This window comes from Paenibacillus sp. BR1-192 (assembly GCF_029542445.1).
Classification (GTDB): domain Bacteria; phylum Bacillota; class Bacilli; order Paenibacillales; family Paenibacillaceae; genus Paenibacillus_AQ; species Paenibacillus_AQ lautus_A.
Window position 1 is genome coordinate 5,762,960 of the sequence record NZ_CP120718.1, and the last position, 24,063, is coordinate 5,787,022.

A 24,063-nucleotide genomic window follows, 5' to 3' on the forward strand; every position below is an offset into this window, starting at 1 on the left:
TTGCATGTCCTTCATGCGAGCAAGCAAACAGGCCGGGCTCCCAGGAGCCCGGCCTGTTTGCTGCTTCTATGGCTTCACCCTAGAAATCGACTTTAGGAATTAGAATTCACTCTGTTTTTTAAATCAAATGGCCTGTTTTTTATATGTTGTCATTCTCCCAGGTTCCATACAATGAAAGTGATTTACTTATTACCCCATTCCAACCAGAAAGGAGGAGCCGCTCTACCATTTGTGAAAGCGCATACGGAATGCTGCGCACCAGCATCCGAACCATAAGGAGAAAGGTGGCTGAACATGAAGCATGGAAGTAAACTCCGCTTGCATCGCAAGCTGTTGGCAGCGGCTCTTACCCTCCCCATGATCATCACGGGGAGCATCGAGTCGTTAGCGGCGCCCCCGCATCAAGCGGCAAGCAGCACGCAGCAAGGTGCCACAAAAACCAGCCGGATTCAGCTGGAGTATTTGGATAGGGGGATCGTATCGGCCTCCACTTCAGAGGGCAACTTTCTGAGCTGGCGATTGCTTGCCGGAGAAGTAACCGGTTATGACGACCAAGGGCTTACCGGTCCGACCTTTCATGTCTATCGGGACGGCAACCTAATTGCCGTCGTCGAGAACAGCACCAATTACCTGGACCGATCCGGCACGTCATCATCCTCCTATTACGTATCTGCCGTCGTGAATGGGAAAGAGGTCGACCAGAGCCTCACCTCCACTCCCTGGTCCTCCCCCTATTACGATCTGAAGCTAAACAAGCCGGATGGCGGAGTCACCCCGGCTGGGGAGCCTTATACTTACTCTGCCAATGACGCCAGCGTCGGCGATGTGGACGGCGATGGGCAGTACGAGCTTTTTGTCAAATGGGACCCTTCCAACTCCAAGGACGTTTCCCAAATCGGGTATACCGGCAACACGTACATTGACTGTTATACACTGGAGGGCATCCTGCTGTACCGGATCGACCTCGGCGTCAACATCCGTTCCGGCGCCCACTATACGCAGTTCATGGTGTATGACTTTGACGGGGACGGCAAAGCGGAAATGATGCTCAAAACGGCACCGGGCACCAAGATTCTTCGCTATGATCCAGCCGGCAACATGATCTCCCAGAGATACATCACGCTGCTGCCCGAGGATAGGAAGGCCGGATATTCCAATCAGGACGATTACCGGCTGAGCAAAACCGGCTACTACGAGCACATGGTAAACCTGTTCATGAACTGGCATCAGCATGAAGAGGTCGTAAGCGGCCGCTGGCCGGCCACGCTCGAAGAAAGCTTCGGCATCGATAAGAAGTACCATTATCCGTTATCCCGTACCGATGCCGAAAGCCTGGTCGATCACTTCATGGACACCTATGCGCCGCAGCGAAGCGCCCGCAACAATCTCCGGGCATTCGAAGGGTTCATCTTGGATGGTCCGGAATATCTCAGCGTATTTGAAGGCGCGTCCGGCAAAGAGCTCGAGACGATCCGGTATAAACCCGGCAGGCATGACGACGGTCTCATGTGGGGCGATTATGCCATGGCCCGGATCGAACCCGGCAATCGCGTGGATCGCTTCCTTGCCGCCGTTGCTTACCTTGACGGGGAACAGCCCTATGCCGTATTCGCCCGCGGTTATTACACCCGATCCACACTCGTATCCTACAAGTGGGATGGCCGGCACTTAAGCGAGCATTGGGCTGTGGACAGCGGCTGGACCCCGATGACCAATCCGTTTAACGACAGTCCGCATGGCCGGGACGGGAGCGATGCCGCATTCGGTACGTTAACGACGCAAGGGGCCCACTCGTTAAGCGCGGCTGACGTCGACGGCGACGGCAAACAGGAAATCGTCTACGGTTCGGCAACGATTGACCATGACGGTACGCTGCTGTACAGTTCCATGGATGTGCTCCCTCCTCAAAGCGCGGATCCGGGAGCGATGGCACGCCTTGGTCATGGGGACGCCATGCACGTCACCGACATCGATCCGGATCGGCCGGGTCTTGAGATCTTCATGGTTCATGAAGGCGGTGCCTACGCCCCTTACGGCTATTCCCTCCGTGATGCGGCAACAGGCGGGCTCCTCTACGGCGGCTATACCGGAAAAGACACCGGACGCGGCATGATCGGCGATATCGATCCCGATCAGCGGGGACTCGAAACATGGGCCGTCGGCACGTGGTCTGCAGATGGAGAACAGCTCTCTACGACCATGCCGGGCACGAACATGAACATCAAATGGTCTGCGGATATGACCACCCAGATCGTGAATGGTAACTTGGATCAGACACCGGTCATCGAAAGCTGGCGCAGCGGGACGCTGCTAACTGCAGAAGGCACGCGCACCAATAACGGGACGAAGGGAAATCCTGCCCTCGTCGCCGATCTCTTCGGGGATTGGAGAGAGGAACTGGTGGTCCGGACCACGGACAGCTCGGCCCTCCGGATTTACCTGAGCACCGAGGTCACCGACCGTAAGCTCTATACGCTCATGCATGATCCGCAGTATCGGGTCGAGGTTGCCAGACAAAATACAACGTATAACCAGCCCTCTTACACCAGCTTTTATTTCGCATCCGATACGGATTTCTCGGAGGTTCCTATCCCCGTTTATCAATCCCCGGGCATGCTGAACGTGCTGGATCAATTGGTGAGCGAGTATGCCCGCGCAGGGGAACTGGCTAACCCGCTGCTGTCCCGGTTGAGCAATGCCTTGAAGCAGGCAGAGCATCACATAAGCAAGGGCTCCAGGGAACAGGCGCTCCAATTTTTAAATACATTCGTTTCTCAGCTGGAGGAGCATAAGAAACCCGGTGCGATATCGGATAGAGCCCGGATGAACTTGTCCTATCAGGCATGGACGCTCATCATCATGTGGAAATAGCTTAATTCCCTAAAAACAATCGCTAGCCTAAAAAGCCGCCTTCCGGATGCCGATTGCTGATCCGGAGGCGGCTTTGCTTCATGACGATATTAGAATTGAACCGAAAATCCGTTGAACCGGTGAATGCCCGTTCCAAATCGGACAAGATCTTTTTCCCGGAGCTCCTGCACGGCTTCTTTTACTAAGTCCAGCCATGCCGGGTCCAATCCAAGCGTATTATGAGAACCGAAGATCCGATTTACGCCTTCGATATTCGCGATCCGCTCCAACGAGTTAACGAGATCCCCGGGACTCGTCGTCGGGTAGAAGGCATATACCGGCGTCTCATCATACAGCAAATCGCCAGTGAACAAGTACCCGCGGTTGGGTTCAAATACCGCAATATGTCCGGGCGAATGGCCCGGCGTATGGTAGATGACCAGGCTTCGCCCGCCAAGCTCGATGACGTCCCCATCCCGAAGCAGGCCGGTCGGCTGCCCCCGATAAGGGGTGTACGCTGCCGGATCGAAGGAATCCGGTACGGGTCTCGTAATATCGCGTGATATATCCTTGCGGATTTGCTCAATCGAAAGCTTTTTAATGCCGCTGACCAGCCAATCCTCTTCGGCCTCATGCACATAAATCTCCCCGTACTGCCCGTGACTGCCGATATGATCTGCGTGAACATGCGTGGTCAGTACCATGATAGGCAAATCCGTCAGCTGATCGGTTATCCGCCTCATGTCGTCGATGCCAAGGCCCGTATCGATCAATGCGGCACGCTCGTCCCCTATCAACAGAAACGAATGCACCTTCTCCCAATGCCCGTACTCACTGATGGCAAACGTGCCTTCATCCAGCTGCGATACCGTAAACCACGCATCATCGATCACGATGGTATATTGATTATTGTCCATATGTATGTATCCCCCGTCCAGGATTATCGAATGGTGATATTCTCATGATCATCTTGGAATGCTATCAACGACATATAATAGCTCTTCTCCTCCTCGGAAAGCGAGCTTCTGCCGGATTCGGCACCTTCCATCGTGAAGTGTTTATCCAGAAGCCCCCTGAATTCTTCTACAAAAGCATGGAAGCTTTCCTGCGTTGCACGAAAGCGGTAGGTTCCCGCAAGATTTTTCCTGTGGTGCTCACTCGTACTGTCCAGTGCAAAAGAAGAAGCCGGGGCGGTCTCGATTTTGTCCCGCGTTACATCAAGCGTCTCCATGAATACCTGTCTTGAGGTTTCCACCAAATCCAGGCTTGGCAGCAAATGATCCTCCGGGATGAAGCGGCTTGCAACGGCGCGATAGTATTTCTGCACGATACCGTTCTTCTCTTCCTTCCTGACCACATGGATGATGCCATGCTTCTCCAGCTCCTTGAGATGAAAGTAAATATTGTTCCGCGTGATGCCGAGCATCTCGGCCAGCTGCTGTCCGGTGTAGGCATCCTTCACCAGATTCATCAGCATTTTGGTGCGGAGAGGATCCGCGATCGCTTTGAGCTGCTCATGGGTTTGAATTTTATAGACACCAGTCATTTTCATTTTAACACCTCCTTACATTTTACCGGTAAATTAATTTTTACTGTTGATTGGATTTCATCCTACCATGACTTTGATCTATCGGTCAATCCTGACGCAGGTCTCCGGCTTATCAGACGAGCCATTCCCCTTCGCCTGGCGGTTGTGATATAGTATCCACGATCGTCTATTACGACATTATGTTCATCAAAGGATGTGCCTCCATGTTTGACCCGACTATATTCGAAAATCTAAAGGTTGGCATCGAGAATGCGGTTTATGACCTCGACAATCTCGATGAAATCATCCGCGTTTCCGATCGGAAGGACCTTCTGGATATGGCGACCTTGTCCAGAAGTTTTAGCCTCCGGTTCGAGCTGGTTCAGCAATCCGCGGCTTCAGCCGAAATTTGCCTGGAGACCGGGCTGCGGGATTTGGCGGCCGAGATTTTGGAAATTCCGGAAGAGCAGCCGGGCTGCGTGCTGAAGCTCCGCTTTCATAAAAACATTGCCGATCCTGCCTACTCGTGCCCGGTTATCGCGCAGATTGTTAAGGAGATATGGAATCCCGAGCTCCCGCCGGTGCAGACGATACGCTACACCTACGGCGACGATGCGGTCCCCATCCATAACACGATCGAGCTTCGCTTTCCCCCGCAAAATCAACGAAGATCAGATGGGAGACATTCCGAATATCACGGAGTTCATGCTCCGTACGCTGGTTGAATTAAACCGGATCTAGCTTGCCTGCTTTCTGTCTAGCTGATCATCCTAACGGTGATGTTTCATTAAAAAAAGCCTGCCGCTAATATAGCGGACAGGCTTCTTCGTTCGTATGATATTAAGCAACAACCAACCGGATCCAGATGTCCGAAGGATCTTTAACGGCCCAGACGCCGTCCCGCTGTTCCAGGTGCAGCCCCGCTTCGCGAATGCGGCCGGTTACCGCCTCAAGCGCCTCATGGCTCGGAAGCTCGATCGTATAATTCTCCATTCCCGCAGCGTTCGGAGGCGTATTCGGTACCCCGAGTCCCGCCCAAACATTGAGCCCGATATGGTGATGGTACCCTCCTGCGGATATAAACAACGCTGCTCCCCCATAATGGGCGGTCAGCTCAAAACCCAGCACATCGCAATAAAATGCGCGGGCATCCTGCAGGTTGGACACATGGAAATGCACGTGCCCGATGACGGTCCCTTCCGGAAGTCCAAGCCATTCCTTCTCTTTGGAGAGAGCCAGCAGTCCTTCAACATCGACCGGGTCGGTGGCCATCACATATTCCCCTTTGGCATCGCGCTTCCAGGTATCCCGTGGCCGGTCGGCATAAATCTCGATGCCGTTTCCGTCCGGATCATTAATGTACAGCGCTTCGCTGACCAGATGATCGCCTTGGCCGACCGGCATGTTATGGGCGATCAGATTGGCAAGCGCGAGCCCGAGCGATTCCCGATCCGGTACCAGGATCGCAAAGTGGTACAGGCCTGCCGTCCGGGTCTGCGGCCTTGTCAGGTCCGAAACCTCCTCAATGATCAGCAGCGGCTGCTTGCCGTCCGCCGTCAATTCGGCCACCCGGCCATGCTGGCGCAGCATTTTTAATCCAACGACTTCCGTGTAAAAGCGTACCGATTGTGCCAGATTGCTAATCCGAAGAGAGACGGGTCCGAGCTTTGTGGATGGATGTATAATGGCTGTCATATTCTCACTCCTTGAATGTTGTTGTTTGATTTTTTCAAAAAATATATTCAGGTCTGCGACAGGCTTAACTTGTAATCGAAACAGTTACATCTTACTTGTAATCATTATAGTTACAGGACCATCCCGTTGTCAAACCCTGTAATTAACATATGAACAAAGGCACACCAACCAGGCCCAAAAGAAAACGCCCATCCTGCAAGGATTGAGCGTATCATGTATCATGTATCATATATCATCTATTCGCTGGATGTTCCGTTAGCAGATGCATGGATTTTCCGAACGATTTGCTCCAAATTCACCTCATGCAGCGTATCCTCCATGGCCTTCTGGGCGGCCGAGAACACCGGAACGATCGCCGTTTGAATATGTTTGCCAACAGGACATTTCGCGTCCGAATTCTCGTGAATACCGAACAGGGAACCCTCCTGCACGACATGAACGGCATGATAAATATCCAGCAGCGTAATACCGGACGGAGGCTTAGCCAGCTTCGCTCCCGCTACGCCGGGTTTCACCTCGACCAGGCCCGCTTTGCTGAGCATGCCGACAATCCGCCGGATGACCACCGGATTCGTGTTCACACTCTCCGCAATATAATCTGAAGTGCTGACGCCAGCCTTATTCATCTCCAGCACGGAAAGAATATGAATGGCCACTGCAAATCGGCTGCTTATGTTCATGCGATCCCTCCTGACGGTCCAAATCTTCAGATGACTAGCATGTAACCATCATAGTTACATTAGACTCCAAAGTCAACGCTTCCGCCGTGTCCATGGAATGATAGGAAAAACTTGCTCATCCATTACGGCACATTGCGATCCTTCCCTAGCTTCATGAAAAAAAGCCTCCATCCCGCTTGTGGCTAAGGAGAGGCTTTCTCACCGACGTAACCCGGCCTGAACTTAGAACATCGGGAATACGTATTTGATCAGGAAGTACAAGAAACCAAAAAAGATGATCAGATAAGCAACATACTTGATCAACGTAGAAGCTACCCTGCTGGAGTCGTTACGCTCCTCGATATTGCGGGTCTCGATCTCCACGTCTCGGTCACGCGGTCTGCTCATAGTTTCCACCTCCATCCGATTCGGATTCGCAGATGATGGTTATCTCTTGACGCTTACTACTCTTTACACGCTAGTCCAAGAGTTGAACCAATCTTCCGGAGGCGAGAAAACTTAAAGAAAGCCAATCATGGCAGGCAGAACGATAAAAGAAGCCAGCGTAGTCCACAGAATACACCTGGATACAAGCTTGGGCGCGGCATCGTACTCTTCGGCAAGGATGACCGCATTCACGGCTGCAGGCATCGCCGACAGTATCAGAATGACTGCAAACAAGGTACCCTCAATGGATAACATCGCGAGCAATCCCCAAGCCACCAACGGGCCCACCAGCATTCGCATCGCCATGCCCGACCAGAATCCGCGCTTTGAGACGGCGAGCGACGCTCCACCCTCCCGAACCCCAACCATCTGGGCTCCCAGTATGACAAGAGCCAGCGGGGCATAGGCGGCGGACAGCATGGAAACGCCGGTATTCAACCCTTCGGGGAGCTGGAAATCCGTCAACCGGAAGAGCACGGCAAGCGCCGCGGCGTAAACCGAAGGAAGTGTAAATACGGTCTTGATCGCTTTTACGGCCGAAAAATGAGACCGCGCTGCCAAATACACGCCTAATGTATTCATGATGATGATCTGCACGATGACATACACGGAAGCCTTATCCAGCCCTGCCTGCCCGAATGCAAGCAGCACGAGGGGAAGCCCGTAATTCACGCTGTTGGTAAAAATGGTGGTCAAGGCGAGGCCCGATTTCTCCGTCTGGGACAAGCCCAGCATTTTACCTGCAAAGGTGCTGAGCGCCCAGAGGATGATCACGTTCAACAGGCAAAAGGCAACCGTCACCGTCACCTCGTTCGAGGTGATCGAAGCCTTTTCCAGCGTCTCGAAGATCAGTGCCGGGCTCAGCACATATAAAGACAGGGCCGAGAGCCCCTTGGTTTCAATTCCTTTAAATCGCTTAAGCAGCGCTCCGCCGATGACGGGCAGCGATATCGGAAGGAATACGCTGTAAATCGTAGCCAAAAAAGAAGAGATCATGAAAGTCCACCCTTATACGAAGTAAAATATCATCATCTCTACATCCTAACCTAAACCTGCGGCATTCGTCCAAGATTCAAAGACTATAGGTCTAATAGGCTCAGGCTTTGATTATGCCATCTTCTTGATGACAAATGACACCGTGGTTCCTCTGTCCCTTGAGCTGTCGATCATGAGGCCCTGCCCATAAATCTGCTTCAAACGGCGGTCCGTGTTCATAAGCCCGACTCCCTTGGTGGCGCGATGTCCGCTTCCCAGCATCCTTCGGAGCTTCTCGGGATCCATCCCCGCGCCGTCATCCGCGATGATCACCTTGGCAGATTCAGCCTCTCGTACGATGCGGATGGTTACGGTCCCTCCCTGGGTCCGTGCCAATACCCCGTGAACGACCGCATTCTCCACGATGGTCTGCATCGTCAAGGGAGGAAGCTTCCATTGCTGCACGGCAACCTCGTCGGAGATATGCCAACGGACACGCAGCCGTTCCCCGAACCGCTCCCCCTCGATATACAGGTAAGAGCGAACCAAGCCAAGCTCCTGCTCCAACGGTATGAAACGGTCCAGGTTGCTGATATCATAGCTGGCTCTCAGATAATGGCTGAATTCTGCGATGAGCGCAATCATCCGGGAAGGATCCACCTCGCTTAGCGAAGCGATCGAATTTAAGGTGTTGTGCAGGAAATGCGGCTGGATTTGGGCCTGGAGCCAAGCCGCTTCCATATGCAGCCTCTCCTTAATGGACTGCTTCAGCTCCAGCAAGGCGCGTACCCTCGTTTTTAATTCCAGGTGATCCACCGGTTTTATCAAGTAATCGTTAGCTCCCGAGATGAACCCCATATGTATGTCCTCCGGCCGGTTTCTGGCGGTCAGCAGCAGGATGGGAAGCTCCGATAGCATATACCTCTGCCGAATCGTCCTGGACAGTTCATACCCCGACATCTGGGGCATCATCACGTCGGAAATGATAAGATCCCATTCTCCCTGCTCCAACAGCTGAAGAGCTTCCTCGGCGCGGGTAACGGTCACGATCCGATACCCCTCGTCTGCAAGCAAATGATGGATGACCTTCAGATTAACCGGATCGTCGTCAACGATAAGCAGCCTGCCGTCGCTTGGACGGGCAAGCGCCAGAGCCTCCGATTCGGCGTCATCCTGTTCGTGCATATCTGACATATTCGATTGCGTCTCCTTCTCTTTCTCTGGATTTGAAGCCGGGGAATCCGCGATAAACTCCTGTTTATCCGCGTTCTCCTGCTTCATCATATCGTCCACTTTCAGCGTGAACGTAAAGTCGCTCCCCTGACTCGGAGCGGATGTTACGGAAATATCCCCTCCATGGAGCTCAACCAGCTGCTTGCTGATGCCCAGTCCAAGCCCCAAACCGCCTCCCGAAGCGGCAAAACCGGAATCTCCCTGCTCGTAGGGGAGGAATATTCGGCTTAACGTCTTTTCGTCCATACCGATCCCCGTGTCGCGAACGTGGACATAAGCCCTTCCTTCAATGACCTCGGCAGCCACCGTGATACGTCCCGCCTCCGTATATTTGATGGCGTTGTGAATCAGATTGAACATGATTTGAACCAAGCGGCTTTCATCTGCCCATACCTTGGGGCCATCCTCCGCGATCTCGCATACGAGCTCGATTCGCTTGCCTTCCGCCATCGGACGGAGCATGTCCAGCACGCCTTGAACAGCCGAACCGAGGTGAACGCTCTGCACATTCAACCGAACGCGGTTGTCCTTCAATAACGAAACATCCAACAAGTCGTCCAGGAGCAGTGACATCCGTCTGCCGATGCCGGTGATCAGCTCCAGCTGATTGCGATCCTCTTGCTCCAATACGCCCCCTTTGCGTTCCAGCAGCGTTTGCGCCATGTTGATGATGCCGTGCAGCGGATTTCGCAGCTCATGGGACGTATTCGCCAGAAACTCATCCTTCATCTTGTCCGCTCGCTGCAGCTGCTCGGCCTGTTCCCTAAGCATGACGCTGTTTCTGGTAAACCGGATAAACCAGAAGGAAGCAAACCCGAGAAACGCAACGATCAGGTCGATCGGGTAAAAAGGCAGTTCCTTGAAATACCGGAATCTTAAAATTCCGCTTATCATAATGTTGCAGGAAACCGCAACCGCCGACAGCAGGATGAAGATCGCAGCTTCCTTACGCTCGCTGACCGCCTTTCTGGCTAGCGAAGGCACGAACAGCACGGCGCTTATCAATACCACCGACAAATATTTAGAGAGATGGACCATCAGATGAAACGGAAGCAGCAAATAGACTGCGGCATACGAAACCACAAACAACGTGTAAGCCCGGTAAAAGCCCTCCTTGATCCTCGGCTTTAGCAAATGCTTGGTGCACAGAATCAAGCATAAAGATATCGCGACATAAGCAATAACCTTAAGCTTCACCGCCCATTCGAAAGGGATGCCGGGCAGCCAAACCAACAGAAGCTTATCATCGTCGCTCAGCGTAGCCAGCAGCGTAAACAGAATAAGCCCGGCAAAATAAAAAAGCCCTCTGCTTCGATAGCCGATCAAGTACAAAATAAAAACATAGATGACATGGAGCAATAGCACGATGCACACCAGCAGCTGCATGTTCTCGGAGAAGGCCTTTCCCCTCATCACCGCTTCCGCCGTTCCGAATTGGATCGGCAGCCGGATCCCGCCTGAATCGGCATACTGATAGTTGCTCACTTCCACGATGATATCCAGCTCATCACCGCCAGTCGGGGGGATGAGCTCCATATGGGGGATGATCCTGGCCACGTGGGTCTCTGGCAGATCGGACGGATGTCCTGATTCGTGTAATAATTCCCCGTTTACATACAAACGATAGGCTGTACGGATATCGCTGATCCAGATGCCGTAAGTTTTGTTCCGATCCGGTACGAGCAGCTTGAGGCGGTAAGTCCCGTAGCCGATTTGGTTTCCGTTCTCGTTCACGCCCTCCCAGGGCCCCGGAACCTGTATCCAGCGCGGGTCGGCGGCAGCCGGCTCTCCTTGGGACGCTCCATCCGGGCCCTTCCATTGATTCGGATAAAAGGCCCACTCCCCGTTCAGGGCGACCCTGCTCCGGTCATCCGCCGGCCAAGCCCGAAGATCCAGCACGCCTTGCCGGAACGGACGTTCCTCGGGTACCGTAATGGTGTTGAACCAGACCAAGCGCACGGAAAGTAAAATCACGATAAACAGAAAAGTAATCCCCAGCAACCTTCTGCCGGAGACGGGCTTCGATTTGATATTGGAATAGATCGACAATATTAACAGTCCTTTATATAACGTATTGTAAGAATCAATAACACTACATAACTGTCCATTATTTTACATCGTTGCGATGCAATTGTCTGTCCCATTCCCTAAAGTTCACATGAAACCACGGGTTCGTCCGGCCGCCTAAACAATCGAAAGCGTTTTGCCCGAACGCTGAAGAGGCTGATGCGGGCATAATTCGTCAGCGGATACATGCTTCACCGTATAGTAGGAGTAGAATCTTTTTCTCCCGGAAGCTTCATAAATCCACGAAAAAAAGTCGAATATCGAATCATCCACCCATCTTCCGTTATATTCGATTAACGACCGCAAATATGGAATCTGAAGCTTCACGCCTCCATTCCACATGAAGATAAACGTATTAAACTCGGCATTTTTTTGCAGCAAAAAATGAACGGTACGCTCATCCAGCAAAAACTTCTCCTGATCACACAGAAATACCGGTCCCTCGTCCGTAGCAACGATGCCAATCCGCTTGCCGTTGAAGTAAACATAGAAGCCTCGGCAATGCTGGACATCCTTAGTTGCATCCAGCTCGATCTCCCGAAACGTACCAAGCTCCAGCCCCATGGCTTTATGCAGCGAAGATTCCTTAAATTTCCGAATGAATTTCATAACCGAATATTGTACCTCCCGATTCTTATGGTTCACACTCTACAGTATAAGAGGCGGTCCTCTACAATTTCTGAACAGGAACCAACAAGAACAGACCTTCGGTTGACGCATACAAAAAAATCACCGGTCATAGCGGCCGGTGATTCCTATCTTATGATTGCTTGACTAGGTCATTTATTGTATATGGGTGATTTGGATTCCATCGCTCCACTCGTCATACCATTTCTTGATGTAAGGGCTTGGCTCCTCACCCATCTCATCCTCCAGCACTTGACGCAGCAGGCTGAATTGACGGTGTACCTGGGCCGGGTTCCCCTGCAAGCCGTATATTTTCATCAATGAAAAATAGGCCTTCTCTTCCAAGGGATGCAGCCTCTGGATCGAGGCGAAGCACAGTACGGCCTCTTCGAAGCGTTCCTGATCCACATACCATTCCGCCATGGATAACGATACGCTGAGCCACAGCTCCTTCAGTCTTTGACGCTCGCCTTCCGCCCACCAATAATCATATTCCTGCAGATAATCGCCCGTATACAGCTTCATCATTTCAAGATGGCCGTCTATCGAATCGGCCGACACCGAGGGGTTCGCCATGAACCAGTTCTCCCACTCCTCGATGTCCAGCTGGACGTCTTCCACATTCAGCACATAGCCTTCCGTCGTGTTGGTGATTTGAAATCGGGTATCATAAGGCTCCAATGTTTTTCGGATATGATAAATGGCGGTATACAGCTGGGGATAGGCCTTATCCATGTCGAACTCCGGCCATAGCATATCGATCAGTGCCGACTTGCGCACCAGCTGCCCCCGATGCTGCAGCAAGTAAATGAATATTTCCTGGGCCCGGGTTGTCCGCCAATGAAGCATGGCGAATTGCCCCTGCTCGTTCGGCTGTTCGATCATAACCTGGCGGAACATCGTCATCCGAATTTTACGATTGGGGTTTAGGACCTCTTCCGGTCTGGACGCAATGCGACTTCGCAACCGCTCCATCGTTTTGGCTACTCGATCGATCTGGACCGGTTTGACGATATAATCGACGGCATTCAATTCAAATGCGGTAACTGCATATTCGTGATATCCCGTCACAAATACAATGCAGAGATGGGGCTTCTGCTCCAGCAGCTGCTCCGCCAGCTCGATCCCGTTCAATTCCGGCAAGCTGATATCCAAAAACACGATATCCACGTCCCTTGCAAGAATTTCCTTTCGCCCCTCAAAAGGATTCGTATACGTACCGATTACATCTATAGGCATGGTATCCAGTTTTAACAGCTGACGTTCTAAATACTTCAAGGCCAACGGTTCGTCATCTACGAGAATTACCTTCATTCATATAACTCCTTGGATTGGAAAAATACGGTCCTATGTAAACTATATTGATTCCTGCGCACGGTTGCAACAATCGAAAGCATGTTTATGACAATATTCTCTTATTTTTTCACTTGAAAAACTCATAATTCCAAGTATAATACTTGGTATAAACAGGTTTATACGTTTGCTAAGGGGGCATTCAACATGGAACATGGCGATACAGAACCGACATCTCTGTCCCTTGATGATTATCTGGATCTTCTCAATTTGGCGATTCGCTTGGAAGATCGGAAGTGGCAAGCAGACATCATTCGTACGCTTCACCACATGCAGGAATCGCTGGGCGAGGAACAAGCGAAGTCGGAGGAATGCACGGAACAGGAGCTGTGGCAATGCGTGGATCAAATCAATGAACGGATGTCTGCCCTGTATCATGAATTGAAAGCAACAGACGATAAAGATATACAGCGGAAGCTGCTGGACCAAATGTGGGAGCTGAAAATTACCCGGGTTGAGGTTTTTCGAAAAATACGCTCGATTTATCAATAAAGAACAAAGACGATAACTCCTTAGGGGTATCGTCTTTGTTTGTTATGGATGCCCTCTGCGTCAGGATAAACCCAAATGGTAATGCACAAATTCATCGTCCCGCTTATATCCTGCGGATTCGTACAGACGTTGAGCGGCCGTGTTGAGAAGCTGCGTCGAGAGGGTCAAGCCTTTGGCCTTGGTCTGAACGGCGTGCGCACGGGCTTGATGAAGCAGCTCCCTTCCAATGCCAAACCCGCGATATTCGGAATCCACGTACAGATCATTCAGAATCCACAACCTGGACATGGATAGCGACGAGAAGGATGGATATAATTGTAGAAAGCCTGGCGTGGCCAGGGATTCACAGCGGGTGCAGTCCGCTAAATATATGACGGAATCGCCATGGGTCAGCCTTTCCCTGATATATTCCCGGGCCCCGTCCAGATCATCTTCCCGCTCATAAAATTGCCGATACTGATTCAACAGCGCGGCCGCTTTGTCCAGATCCTTCAGCTCTGCTTGATATATGCGAATCTCTGCCTTCACATCCTCCACACCCTTTTCGTCCCTTGTTTTCCCCAAGTGTACTGGATATTGGTTAAGGTTTGGAATGCAGAATACCATGAAGGGTTTGCACGTATCTTCATCTTCTCGCTGCGATGACTTCTCTTATGGACCTAAAATTTATTCTTTGCGTATCGGTACTTAGATCGCACGTCCTACAATAACCAGATCCCGCTTGACTCCGTCAAGCTCCGCAACCGCTGGGAGAAGCCCCCACTGGTCGAAGCCGAACTTCTTCAACAGCTTGAGGCTTGGTTCATTATGACCGAATACGAATCCGACGAGATTGCTGACGCGAAGACGCGGGCACTCCTCGATGGCCTTCTGGATCAATAGGCTGCCGGCACCAACGCCGCGATATTTCTCGTTAACGTAGATACTGATTTCAGCTGTCCCGTTATAGGCGGGACGGCCATAGAAGGATTGAAAGCTCATCCACGCAACCAGCCCGTCATCAGATCGCATGACCCAAAGGGGGCGAAAATCGTTGCTATGCTCTTCAAACCAGCGTATGCGGCTCTCCACCGTGACCGGCTCCAGATCGGCCGTTACTTTTCTGCTTGAAATCGTTGAATTGTAAATGTCCACAATGGCCGGCAAATCCTCTTTGACGGCATAATCGATACGGTATGGATGCGTCACGATGTTCTACCTCCGAATAGATGTCTTTATTACGAGATCTATTGTACAAGAGGTAACGGAAAAACGCTTCTATTTTCTCAAGCCGCGATTCATTCACGTGGAAAACTTTACTTACGCGATGGAACGCGATACCCTTACATTAACGGCATGATGAACGTTTTGAGTAAAGAAAGGAATGAACAGGATGAACGAACGACTGCAAAGTTTGCTGTTATCCATGAAGGATCAGGGCTGGGATCATGTCCTGGTGACAGACCCCAAGCATGTTTATTATTTGACCGGCTTTGCGAGCGATCCCCATGAGCGCTTTCTCGGCCTGCTCCTCTCCTCCGCCAATGATCCGGTGCTGATCGTGCCGGCATTGGACGCGAACGCGGCCGAGGCCGCTTCAACCGTGAAGAACATTGTCACGCATCAGGATACCGATAACCCTTACCTTTTGCTTAAGGAACAGATTCAAGGCACCGCCGGAACGCTGGCGCTGGAGAAAGATCAGCTGACCGTCTCTCGCTATGAACAACTGCGGCAGCATGTGAACGCGGACCGCATCGAAGATGTCGGCCTTGCGCTGCGGGATCTTCGGATTCGAAAGTCTGCCGAGGAAGTGAAGATCATCAAGAATGCGGTGAGGCTGGTCGAAGAAGTTCTGACGCAAGGCCTGGCCCAGGTAAAAATCGGCGTCAGCGAGCTGGAGCTTGTCGCGGAACTGGAATACTTGATGAAAAAGCTTGGCGCGGACGCGCCCTCCTTCGCCACGATGGTATTATCCGGCCCCAACACCGCCCTGCCTCATGGCGTTCCGGGTGCGCGCCGAATCGAAGCAGGGGATCTGCTCATGTTCGATTTGGGAGTATACGCCGGCGGTTATGCGTCGGATATTACCCGTACCTTTGCGGTAGGCGATCTGAAACCGGAAGCCGTTAACATCTATGAGACGGTTCTTGCTGCGAATCTGGCCGGGATTCAGGCCGTCAAACCCGGCGTGACCTATGGCTCGATCGACCAAGCGGCACGCAAAGTGATTGACGGCGCAGGTTACGGCCATGCCTTCGTACATCGCCTGGGTCACGGGCTTGGCATGGATGTCCACGAATATCCGTCCATTCACGGGTTGAATCAGGACATATTGCAGCCTGGGGCGGTCTTCACCATCGAGCCCGGCATTTACCTGCAGGGCGTCGGCGGCGTGCGAATCGAGGACGATGTCATCGTGACCGGCGATGGCGTCGAGGTGCTGACCTCCTTCCCGAAAGAACTGACCGTCATCGGATAAAGCATGTTCAGCATGAAAAAAAGCCCGAATCACCGTTTCGCTTACGGTATTCGGGCTTTCTCTATTCACGCAGAAGAGCCAATCTTGAAGGCAGAAACACTGCCTGCAAGATGGCTCCCCTGGATGCGTTCATTATGCCTGAACCATATCCAGTTCAATATTGTCGTCGTTATACACGTCTTTATCCACTTCATTCATGACTTTCCCGGTAATCACGCCGGCCGTCATGGAGTCATTCACGTTCAGTGCCGTCCGTCCCATATCGATCAGCGGCTCGACGGAAATCAACAGGCCTGCCAAGGCAACCGGCAGGTTCATCGTGGAGAGCACGATGAGCGATGCGAAGGTAGCTCCGCCTCCGACACCCGCCACGCCGAAGGAACTGATCATAACGACCACGATCAAGGTCAGGATGAACGACCACGACGTCGGATCCACGCCGGCCGTCGGGGCAATCATGACGGCCAGCATGGCAGGATAAATGCCCGCGCAGCCGTTCTGCCCGATCGTGGCGCCAAACGATGCCGAAAGGTTCGCGATGCCTTCCGAGACGCCCAGCTTTTTGTTCTGGGTCTGCACGTTAAGCGGGATCGTAGCCGCGCTGGAACGCGACGTAAAGGCAAAGGTCAGCGTCGGGAACACCTTCTTGACGTACTTGAACGGATTGAACCCGAATATCGCCAGCAGCACCAGATGGATAATGAACATGGCGATCAAGGCCACGTATGAAGCCAGAACGAAATCGATCAGATTCATGATCACCGCAAGATCGGTCGTGGCGATCGTTTTGGCCATCAGCGCCAGAATCCCGTAAGGCGTCAGACGAAGCACCAGCGTCACGATACGCATGACCACGCCGTATACGGCGGAGATCATGTTGCGGAAGGTCTCCGCCTGCTCCTTGTTTTTACGGTCCAACCCGAGCACGGCGATCCCGATGAATGCCGAGAATATGACGACCGCAATCGTCGAAGTTCTTCGTGCTCCCGTCATGTCGGCAAACGGATTGCTCGGAATGAAATCCAGAATCTGCTGCGGCAGCGTACGACCCTCGACATCTCCGAGCCGTTCTTGCAGCAGCGCGCCCTGCTGCTCCTCGGCAGCGCCGCCCTGAATATTGACGGCGGACAAATCGAACGCCAGCGCGGTCGTAATTCCGACAGCGGCGGCTACCGCCGTCGTCAGAAGCAGCACCGTAATGATCATTCCGCTCATTTTGCCCAGGTTTTTTCCGCCCTTCAGCTTCATGATGGCCGATATGATCGACACCATGATCAGCGGAATGACCATCATCTGCAGCAGTCTGACATAACCGTAGCCAACCAGATTAAACCAATCGGTGGATTTCACCACCACATCGGAGGTCGAAGTGTAGATGAGCTGCAGTGCCACTCCGAACAACACACCCAGTCCAAGTCCGGCAAACACGCGTTTGGTAAACGAGTAATGCTTTCTCTGCATCCAGTACAAAATACCGACCAGCAGAATCAGAACAAGGACATTGATGATAACCCAAAGCGTTTCCATCCTAATGATTCCTCCCATTCTATAAATAAGGATATACTGCGTCATCCTCATGTCATAAGTGCGCTAGTATGTATTCATATCCATTTCATAGCCCACTCTAAACATATCATTACCCGTTTGAGAAAATTCCTGTCAAAAACGTTATTTTTCTGTTGACGTGAATTATGTCGACTATGTTGATCGGAATACCACCGCATTGCTCTACTATCATATCATGTAAACTTCAAAAGGAGAACTACCAAAATTAACACAATCGTTTCAATCCATTCATTCAACGCCCCATAGGTATCTCCCGTCAATCCCCCGAGTCTTCGGCTCATCCGTTCGGCCGTCAAACTTCCAACGGCCCAGGCTGCCAACGGGATGACGAGGATTCCTCCGATTCCGATCGCCGCAAGATCCAGTGTGCTTGTCGTGCACCAGAGAAGGCCTATGACGACCAGCGTTAACAGGATCGCGACTATGCCTGCCAGCGACCTCCTTCTAACGGACAGTCCGTGAAACAAAGCTGCCAGCCCCTCGCTTCCCCGTGCCATCGGCCATCGATACATGGCGTGGACCATAAACCAGCGGCTCCAGACCGGAGCGAGCACCAGCAGCCACGCTTCTTGCTTCCATACCCCCTCAGACAAATCCCAAACGGACATGATTAAGGAAGCTTTCAGAAGGAGCAGCAGCATGCAGGCCATGACCCCCATCGCGCCTACCCGGCTATCCTTCATAATTTCAAGCATTCGTTCGCGCGACCGATGGCTCAGCAGCGCATCCGCGCTGTCCATCCAGCCATCGAGATGAAGCCCTCCGGTTAACGCTACCCATGCAGCCAGCAGGATGACGGCAGCAGGAAAGGAAGGCAGCACAAAGCTTAAGCCCAGTCCCAATACGGCAACGATAACACCTATGACTGCCCCTACGAAAGGATAAAAAACGACGCTCCGCTGTTGAACTTCGGGTGTAAAGGGAATTTCCCTCCGCACGGGAAGCCTCGATAAAAATTGAAAAGCGGCCGCAGCCGCTTCGATCATCTTGCTCATATCCGATACTCCCTGCTCTTGATTTCCATTGGAATTCCCGCGGTCACCAGAAATACCTCGTCACAGACCTGGGCCAGTCGTTGATTCATGATCCCTGCCCAGTCGCGATAAATCCGGCCCAGCGGATATTCGGGCACAATCCCTGAACCCACTTCGTTTGTTACCAATATAACCATGCCCGGGTATACCTGAACCGCTCTTGCCAGCCTGCCGATTTGAAGCCCCAGCCGCTCTTCCATGACGGCCGTGCCTTCAGGTTCGGCCTGCAGCAGCACGTTCGTAAGCCACAGCGTCAGGCAATCCACTACCACCGCAGGGGCGTCCGAGGCAGACTGGCCGAGCGTTTCCAGCAATTCGGGCAGAGCGACAGGCTCCTCCACCGTCTGCCAACCATAGGCTCTATCCTGCCTGCGGTCTTGATGAATACGGATCCGTTCCCGCATCTCATCGTCATAGGCTTGCGCAGTCGCTATATATGTACCGGAATCGGCGCGCTTCATGCACAGCTTCTCCGCGAACGAGCTCTTCCCGCTCCTCGCTCCGCCCGTAACCAACACGCTTCCACGATGACTCATACGGCTCCTCCGCTGATGCCGGCGCTCTCAAACGTCGCCATCTCGTTCACGATCCTGCACGCCGCCTCGACCAGATGAAGGCACAGCACACCGCCCGTCCCCTCGCCAAGACGCATGTCCATTTGAAGCATCGGCTGGAGTCCCAGCTCTTTCAGCAGAAGAACATGCGCCTGTTCATGCGAAACATGGGAAGCAATCATATAAGGAAGGGCATCCGGGCAGATCGATTTGGCAACCAACGCCGCGGCACTGGATATGAATCCGTCAATGATGACAGGACATCCATGAGCAGCCGCCACCAGAATCAATCCGGCCAATCCGCCGATTTCGAAGCCCCCGACTTTGGCCAGCACGTCGAGCGGGTCGGCGGCATGAGGCGCATTGACTTGTATCGCCCGTTCCACAACCCGAATCTTATGGTTCAGCCGTTCATCCGTCACGCCGGTTCCTCGTCCCACAACCTCGGATGGCTGCTTGCCGGACAGAACCGAGAAAATAGCCGCGCTTGGTGTCGTGTTCCCGATGCCCATCTCTCCGGTTACGAACATCTGCGTGCCTTGTTTAACCAGCTCTGCCGCCACCTCAGCTCCGGTCACTACGGATTGCAGCGCTTCTTCCCTTGTCATTGCGGGTCCTTTGGCCATATTGGCGGTTCCTCTGCCAATGTTCCGGGACAGGAGCCTCTCATGGGTCAGCTCGGTCGCTACGCCGATATCCACGCAATGAACGTCTGCCCCCGCTTGACGGGCCAGCACGTTAACGGCCGCCCCTCCATTCAGGAAGTTCATCACCATTTGGGGCGTCACCTCGGCCGGAAATGCGCTGATTCCTTCATCACACACCCCATGATCGCCAGCCATGACAACCACGGATGTTTTGGTAAACGAGGGCTTCATTTTCCCCGTGATTCCCGCTAATTGGATCGCCAGCGACTCCAGCTTGCCCAAACTGCCCGGAGGTTTCGTCAACGTATCCAAATAGGCGGCGGTTTCCGCCTGCGCTTCGGCATCCAGCGGTTTAATGTTAGCGGTAATTCCCTTCAAACGACTTGTGAGTGTATCCGTCAATGAAACGGCCTCCTTCCTCTTGCTCCTAAATCTTACAACGCGGCTAAACCTGCGGCAACACCGCTTTAGGACCAGGTGCTGTTCGCCGTTAACAGCACCTGCGGAGCCCCATTCTCGGGATGGATCACGATGGAGGGCTCCACCCGGAAAATCCGTCGGATATACGCTGCCGTCAGCACGTCCTCCGGCTTGCCCGCCCCTGCGATCCGTCCCTGATCCAGAACCAGCAGCTTATCGCAGAATTGAGCCGCCAGATTGAGGTCATGCAGTACGCTGATCACCGTTATGCCGGACGAGTTCCGCCACTCCGCCACCATATCCATGAACTGAAGCTGATAGCGGATATCCAGATAGGTCGTCGGTTCGTCCAGCATCAGCAGCGAAGGCTCCTGGACCATCACCTTGCCCAAAGCGACACGCTGGCGCTGTCCTCCGCTTAACTCGGTAAGCCGGCGCTCCTCCAGGCCGTTCAGATCCAGCTTTCGAATAACGGCCTCGATAAGCGGGGCCGCATCCTTATCCTCACGGCCAAGCCAGTTCAAGAACGGGAATCGCCCCATCTCCAGCACGTCCCGGACGGTAAAATCGGTAGGGTCGAGTCCCTCCTGCTGCAGCACCGCCACGATTCGGGCCAGTGCCTTCCGGTTATAGCGTCCAAGCTCCTTGCCCAGAAGCGTCACGCTTCCTTCCGTAGGACTCTCCACGCCGGATAACAGCTGCATGAGGGTGGACTTGCCGCTGCCGTTCGGTCCGATGATCCCCCACCATTCCCCTTCGGCAATGTGAAGGTCCACCCCGGATAGAATCGACGCCTTGCCATAGGCTTTGCCAAGCCCTTGGGCCGTAATCATGATAACCCCTCCCTGCGCCGTTTTTTGTTCCGGTACAGCAGATAAGCAAAGAACGGAGCGCCTATGAATGCCGTGACCACCCCGAGCGGGATTTCCGTCGGCGCCAAGACAGAGCGTGCTGCCGTATCGCACCAAACCATGAAAATCGCGCCGCCCAGCGCCGACAGGGGAACAATCACGCGGTAATCGGAGCCGGTGATCAGCCGAATCATATGCGGCACTACAAGCCCGACGAACCCGATCACGCCGGAAACCGATACGGCTGCCGCGGCAAGCAGGGTAGCGACGATCAGCACGCTGGTCTTCAGACGATCGACATTCAATCCCATATGAGCGGCCTGCCGTTCCCCGAGCGACAAAATGTTAAGCGCCCGCGACCTGCTCCATAGATATACGAAACCCGCTGCAAAATACGGGAAAAGGATGGCCGTATACGACCATCCGCGCATGCTCAGGCTTCCCATCGTCCAGTACAGGATTTGGTTCACCGTATCTTTGGACATCACCGTCAGAAACGAAACGACGGCGCCCAGAAACGACTGCATCACCACCCCGGACAGGATGAGCCCATGGATCGGCAGTTTTCCTTGATCCCTTGCCAGCAGCAAAACGGCCCATAGGGTGCCTGCTCCGGTCAGAAACGCTACAACCGGCAGTGTATAACCTCCGGCAAAGGAATATTCCATTCCGAAAAAAATCAGGGATGCCGCGCCAAGCGCAGCACCCGAGGACACACCGAGCGTAAACGGATCCGCCAGCGGATTGCGAAGCACGCCTTGAAAGGCGGCTCCGGCCACCGCCAGGGAGGCTCCAACAAGCATCCCGAGCAGGATCCGCGGCAATCTCACCTTCATCAGGATTTGCTCGGAGGAAGCTTCCCAGCCTGGAACGATGGAATCGCCGATTCCCGGCAGCCGGTGCAGCAGCATCGCTCCAATCTCTCTCACAGGCAGGTGAACGGAGCCGATTCCGAGACTGACAACCAAGGTCAGCAGTAAAAGGATCAGGCCGGCCGCACCGAATCCTGCAAGTTTTTTACTCATGGATTCATCAATTCCGGATAAACGGCCTTCGCCACTTCCATCAGTCCTTGCGTCACGCGCGGGCCCGGACGGCTGAGCAGATTGGCATCCACGGAAATGACCTGATCGTTCTTGATGGCTTCGATCTGATCCCAGCCGCCGCGCTCCTTGATCAGCTGATCCAATGTTTTCTTGGTGGCTTCGTCCACCACATCGTCCGTGTACAGAATAACGTCCGGGTTCGCGGCGATGATGTTCTCCTCGCTGATTTCGAACCAGCCTTCCGCATCGCCGGCTGCATTGACGCCGCCAGCTGCGGTAATGATCTCATCCATGAACTCGCCTTTGCCGACGGTCCATCCCGGAGAGAACTCCACGTACACTTTCTTCTTGTCTTCATCCTTCACGGATTTCACGGCTTCCGTAACGGCAGCCAATTCCTGCTTCATCTGATCGACGACCGCTTTCGCCTCGGCTTGACGGTCCGTAATTTGACCGATCAGCTCGATGTTCTCCATCACCGCATCGATGGTTTTCGAATCGTTGACGAACAGCGTAACGCCAAGCTCGCGCAATTTCTCGGCATTCTGGGCATTCATCGAAGCCGCGAATACCACATCGGCGTCGGCTGCGATGATCGCCTCTTCATTCACCTGGAACCCGCCCAGTTTAGGCTTGGATTTGGCCGCTTCGGGGTAATCGTCGTTATCGGATACGCCAACGATCTCCTCATCCAGTCCCAATGCAAACAGTTTTTCCGTCTCGGACGGAGTCAGGGACGCAATCTTGGTCGGCGCTTTCTCAAACGTCATTTCCACGCCCGTTGTATCCTTGACGGTCAGCGGATACGTGGTCTTAAGCTCTTCCGCCGATTCCGCCGGCGCTTCGTTATTCTGCTCTTGCTGCTGTGCCGGCGGCGTCGCATCCTTCGGTGCTGCTTCTTCGCCGCCGCAGCCGATCAAGGCCAGGGCCATCAGTATGGCTACCAGAAGTACGGACCATGTTTTGTTTAATGCTTTCATCTCTTGGAATCCCCCTAAACATAATTGAGAACCTGGCGCAGGCGTGTCTAAATTCCTTTGACCGATCCTTAACTGGTAAGAAACGTTCAATCTTCATACCCTAAGAAGCAAAAATCCCCGACTCCTCGATGACAAGGACTCAGGGATTACGTTTGTATCATAAGGACGCCGGGATAACCGTTCAACGATGGCGCCTTAAACTTCCGTCCGCATGGCTCCATGCGTCCGGTAAACGTAATCCTCTCCTCGAAGGACCGTCTTTCATTCGCTGAGGGCAGGTCTCCTGACTTGCAGGTTGTAACGACTTCTCCGCCTTCCCAAGCGCTAAGGCTCAGTGGCATATGGAAAAGTCCCTGCTTCACAGTGGCGGGACCGTGCCGGACTTGCACCGGCTTCCCTATTAACCCGGCAGAAAACAATAACGCCCTCTGTCCGGGACCCTCGCAAATCATATGAATTTATGGATGATAGGCCAAGCATGGTTTCTCTGCACAAGATTATAGGCGATAAACCATCCCCTTACAACTGAAAGTTTCAGGCGTTTCGATTGCGTCATGACACCGATTTAGCCCGTTATC

At 53.2% G+C, this 24,063-nt stretch carries 21 protein-coding genes, 1 pseudogene and 1 riboswitch; of the genes and pseudogenes, 4 read left to right on the forward strand and 18 right to left on the reverse strand.

Annotated features, from left to right (window positions below; all coding sequences use genetic code 11):
- Nucleotides 1-294 precede the first annotated feature (294 nt).
- Nucleotides 295-2,871 (forward strand): rhamnogalacturonan lyase, encoded by a 2,577-nt coding sequence (locus tag P0X86_RS26015; protein WP_277746802.1) that lies wholly within the window; start codon nt 295-297, stop codon nt 2,869-2,871.
- Nucleotides 2,872-2,960: 89 nt separating this feature from the next.
- Here the strand turns inward: P0X86_RS26015 and P0X86_RS26020 are convergent, their stop codons facing one another.
- Both P0X86_RS26020 and P0X86_RS26025 read right to left on the reverse strand, forming a co-directional pair.
- Nucleotides 2,961-3,767: an MBL fold metallo-hydrolase gene (locus P0X86_RS26020; protein WP_277746803.1), complete on the reverse strand. Its 807-nt coding sequence runs from the start codon at nt 3,765-3,767 to the stop codon at nt 2,961-2,963.
- Nucleotides 3,768-3,790: 23 nt separating this feature from the next.
- Entirely contained in the window at nt 3,791-4,396 is a 606-nt protein-coding gene (locus P0X86_RS26025) for a winged helix-turn-helix domain-containing protein (protein ID WP_277749094.1), read from the reverse strand.
- Between the two features lie 206 nt (nt 4,397-4,602).
- Between P0X86_RS26025 and P0X86_RS26030 the strand changes: the two are divergent.
- A pseudogene (locus P0X86_RS26030) lies at nt 4,603-5,119 on the forward strand (hypothetical protein).
- A 99-nt stretch (nt 5,120-5,218) separates the two neighbouring features.
- On the opposite strand, the gene P0X86_RS26035 reads toward P0X86_RS26030, so the two are convergent.
- The 7 genes from P0X86_RS26035 to P0X86_RS26065 all read right to left on the reverse strand — a co-directional run bounded on the left by P0X86_RS26035 (nt 5,219) and on the right by P0X86_RS26065 (nt 13,395).
- Entirely contained in the window at nt 5,219-6,073 is an 855-nt protein-coding gene (locus P0X86_RS26035; RefSeq protein ID WP_277746804.1) for a VOC family protein, read from the reverse strand.
- A gap of 236 nt (nt 6,074-6,309) precedes the next feature.
- Entirely contained in the window at nt 6,310-6,753 is a 444-nt protein-coding gene (locus tag P0X86_RS26040) for an Rrf2 family transcriptional regulator (RefSeq protein WP_096776447.1), read from the reverse strand.
- A gap of 222 nt (nt 6,754-6,975) precedes the next feature.
- Complete coding sequence (locus tag P0X86_RS26045) at nt 6,976-7,140, reverse strand: hypothetical protein (protein WP_009589346.1); 165 nt, start codon at nt 7,138-7,140, stop codon at nt 6,976-6,978.
- Nucleotides 7,141-7,251: 111 nt separating this feature from the next.
- A complete protein-coding gene (locus P0X86_RS26050; RefSeq protein ID WP_277746805.1) occupies nt 7,252-8,175 on the reverse strand; it encodes an AEC family transporter in 924 nt (307 codons plus the stop codon).
- A 111-nt stretch (nt 8,176-8,286) separates the two neighbouring features.
- Complete coding sequence (locus tag P0X86_RS26055; protein WP_277746806.1) at nt 8,287-11,436, reverse strand: ATP-binding protein; 3,150 nt, start codon at nt 11,434-11,436, stop codon at nt 8,287-8,289.
- Between the two features lie 135 nt (nt 11,437-11,571).
- Nucleotides 11,572-12,063: a hypothetical protein gene (locus P0X86_RS26060; RefSeq protein WP_015737173.1), complete on the reverse strand. Its 492-nt coding sequence runs from the start codon at nt 12,061-12,063 to the stop codon at nt 11,572-11,574.
- 174 nt (nt 12,064-12,237) lie between these two features.
- On the reverse strand, nt 12,238-13,395 hold the full coding sequence (locus P0X86_RS26065) for a response regulator (RefSeq protein ID WP_036662794.1): 1,158 nt from the start codon (nt 13,393-13,395) through the stop codon (nt 12,238-12,240).
- Nucleotides 13,396-13,581: 186 nt separating this feature from the next.
- Between P0X86_RS26065 and P0X86_RS26070 the strand changes: the two genes are divergently transcribed.
- Nucleotides 13,582-13,926, forward strand: a complete 345-nt coding sequence (locus P0X86_RS26070) for a hypothetical protein (protein ID WP_277746807.1) — start codon at nt 13,582-13,584, stop codon at nt 13,924-13,926.
- A 60-nt stretch (nt 13,927-13,986) separates the two neighbouring features.
- On the opposite strand, the gene P0X86_RS26075 is transcribed toward P0X86_RS26070, so the two are convergent.
- Together P0X86_RS26075 and P0X86_RS26080 are read right to left on the reverse strand one after the other, a co-directional pair.
- The gene (locus P0X86_RS26075; protein ID WP_277746808.1) at nt 13,987-14,463 is read right to left on the reverse strand and encodes a GNAT family N-acetyltransferase; all 477 of its coding nucleotides are present in this window, start codon (nt 14,461-14,463) and stop codon (nt 13,987-13,989) included.
- A gap of 150 nt (nt 14,464-14,613) precedes the next feature.
- Nucleotides 14,614-15,114 carry a GNAT family N-acetyltransferase gene (locus P0X86_RS26080; protein WP_009589361.1) on the reverse strand — a complete coding sequence of 167 codons (501 nt, stop codon included), beginning with the start codon at nt 15,112-15,114 and terminating at the stop codon, nt 14,614-14,616.
- 184 nt (nt 15,115-15,298) lie between these two features.
- Between P0X86_RS26080 and P0X86_RS26085 the strand changes: the two genes are divergently transcribed.
- A complete protein-coding gene (locus tag P0X86_RS26085) occupies nt 15,299-16,387 on the forward strand; it encodes a M24 family metallopeptidase (RefSeq protein WP_277746809.1) in 1,089 nt (362 codons plus the stop codon).
- Nucleotides 16,388-16,519: 132 nt separating this feature from the next.
- Here P0X86_RS26085 and P0X86_RS26090 read toward each other — a convergent pair whose 3' ends face one another.
- The 7 genes from P0X86_RS26090 to P0X86_RS26120 all read right to left on the reverse strand — a co-directional run bounded on the left by P0X86_RS26090 (nt 16,520) and on the right by P0X86_RS26120 (nt 23,485).
- Nucleotides 16,520-17,914, reverse strand: coding sequence for an L-cystine transporter (locus tag P0X86_RS26090; protein WP_096776453.1), 1,395 nt, complete (start codon nt 17,912-17,914; stop codon nt 16,520-16,522).
- Between the two features lie 212 nt (nt 17,915-18,126).
- Nucleotides 18,127-18,948 carry an adenosylcobinamide-GDP ribazoletransferase gene (gene cobS / locus P0X86_RS26095; protein WP_277746810.1) on the reverse strand — a complete coding sequence of 274 codons (822 nt, stop codon included), beginning with the start codon at nt 18,946-18,948 and terminating at the stop codon, nt 18,127-18,129.
- The gene (cobU, locus tag P0X86_RS26100; RefSeq protein ID WP_277746811.1) at nt 18,945-19,523 is read right to left on the reverse strand and encodes a bifunctional adenosylcobinamide kinase/adenosylcobinamide-phosphate guanylyltransferase; all 579 of its coding nucleotides are present in this window, start codon (nt 19,521-19,523) and stop codon (nt 18,945-18,947) included. The genes cobS and cobU overlap by 4 nt, the downstream gene beginning before the upstream one ends.
- Nucleotides 19,520-20,590, reverse strand: coding sequence for a nicotinate-nucleotide--dimethylbenzimidazole phosphoribosyltransferase (cobT, locus tag P0X86_RS26105; RefSeq protein ID WP_277746812.1), 1,071 nt, complete (start codon nt 20,588-20,590; stop codon nt 19,520-19,522). The genes cobU and cobT overlap by 4 nt, the downstream gene beginning before the upstream one ends.
- Nucleotides 20,591-20,655: 65 nt before the next feature.
- On the reverse strand, nt 20,656-21,441 hold the full coding sequence (locus P0X86_RS26110; protein ID WP_277746813.1) for an ABC transporter ATP-binding protein: 786 nt from the start codon (nt 21,439-21,441) through the stop codon (nt 20,656-20,658).
- Entirely contained in the window at nt 21,438-22,484 is a 1,047-nt protein-coding gene (locus tag P0X86_RS26115) for a FecCD family ABC transporter permease (RefSeq protein WP_096776458.1), read from the reverse strand. The genes P0X86_RS26110 and P0X86_RS26115 overlap by 4 nt, the downstream gene beginning before the upstream one ends.
- Entirely contained in the window at nt 22,481-23,485 is a 1,005-nt protein-coding gene (locus P0X86_RS26120) for an ABC transporter substrate-binding protein (RefSeq protein WP_277746814.1), read from the reverse strand. Before P0X86_RS26120 ends, P0X86_RS26115 begins: the two co-directional genes overlap by 4 nt.
- 256 nt (nt 23,486-23,741) lie before the next feature.
- Nucleotides 23,742-23,943, reverse strand: a riboswitch (cobalamin riboswitch).
- Nucleotides 23,944-24,063 lie beyond the last annotated feature (120 nt).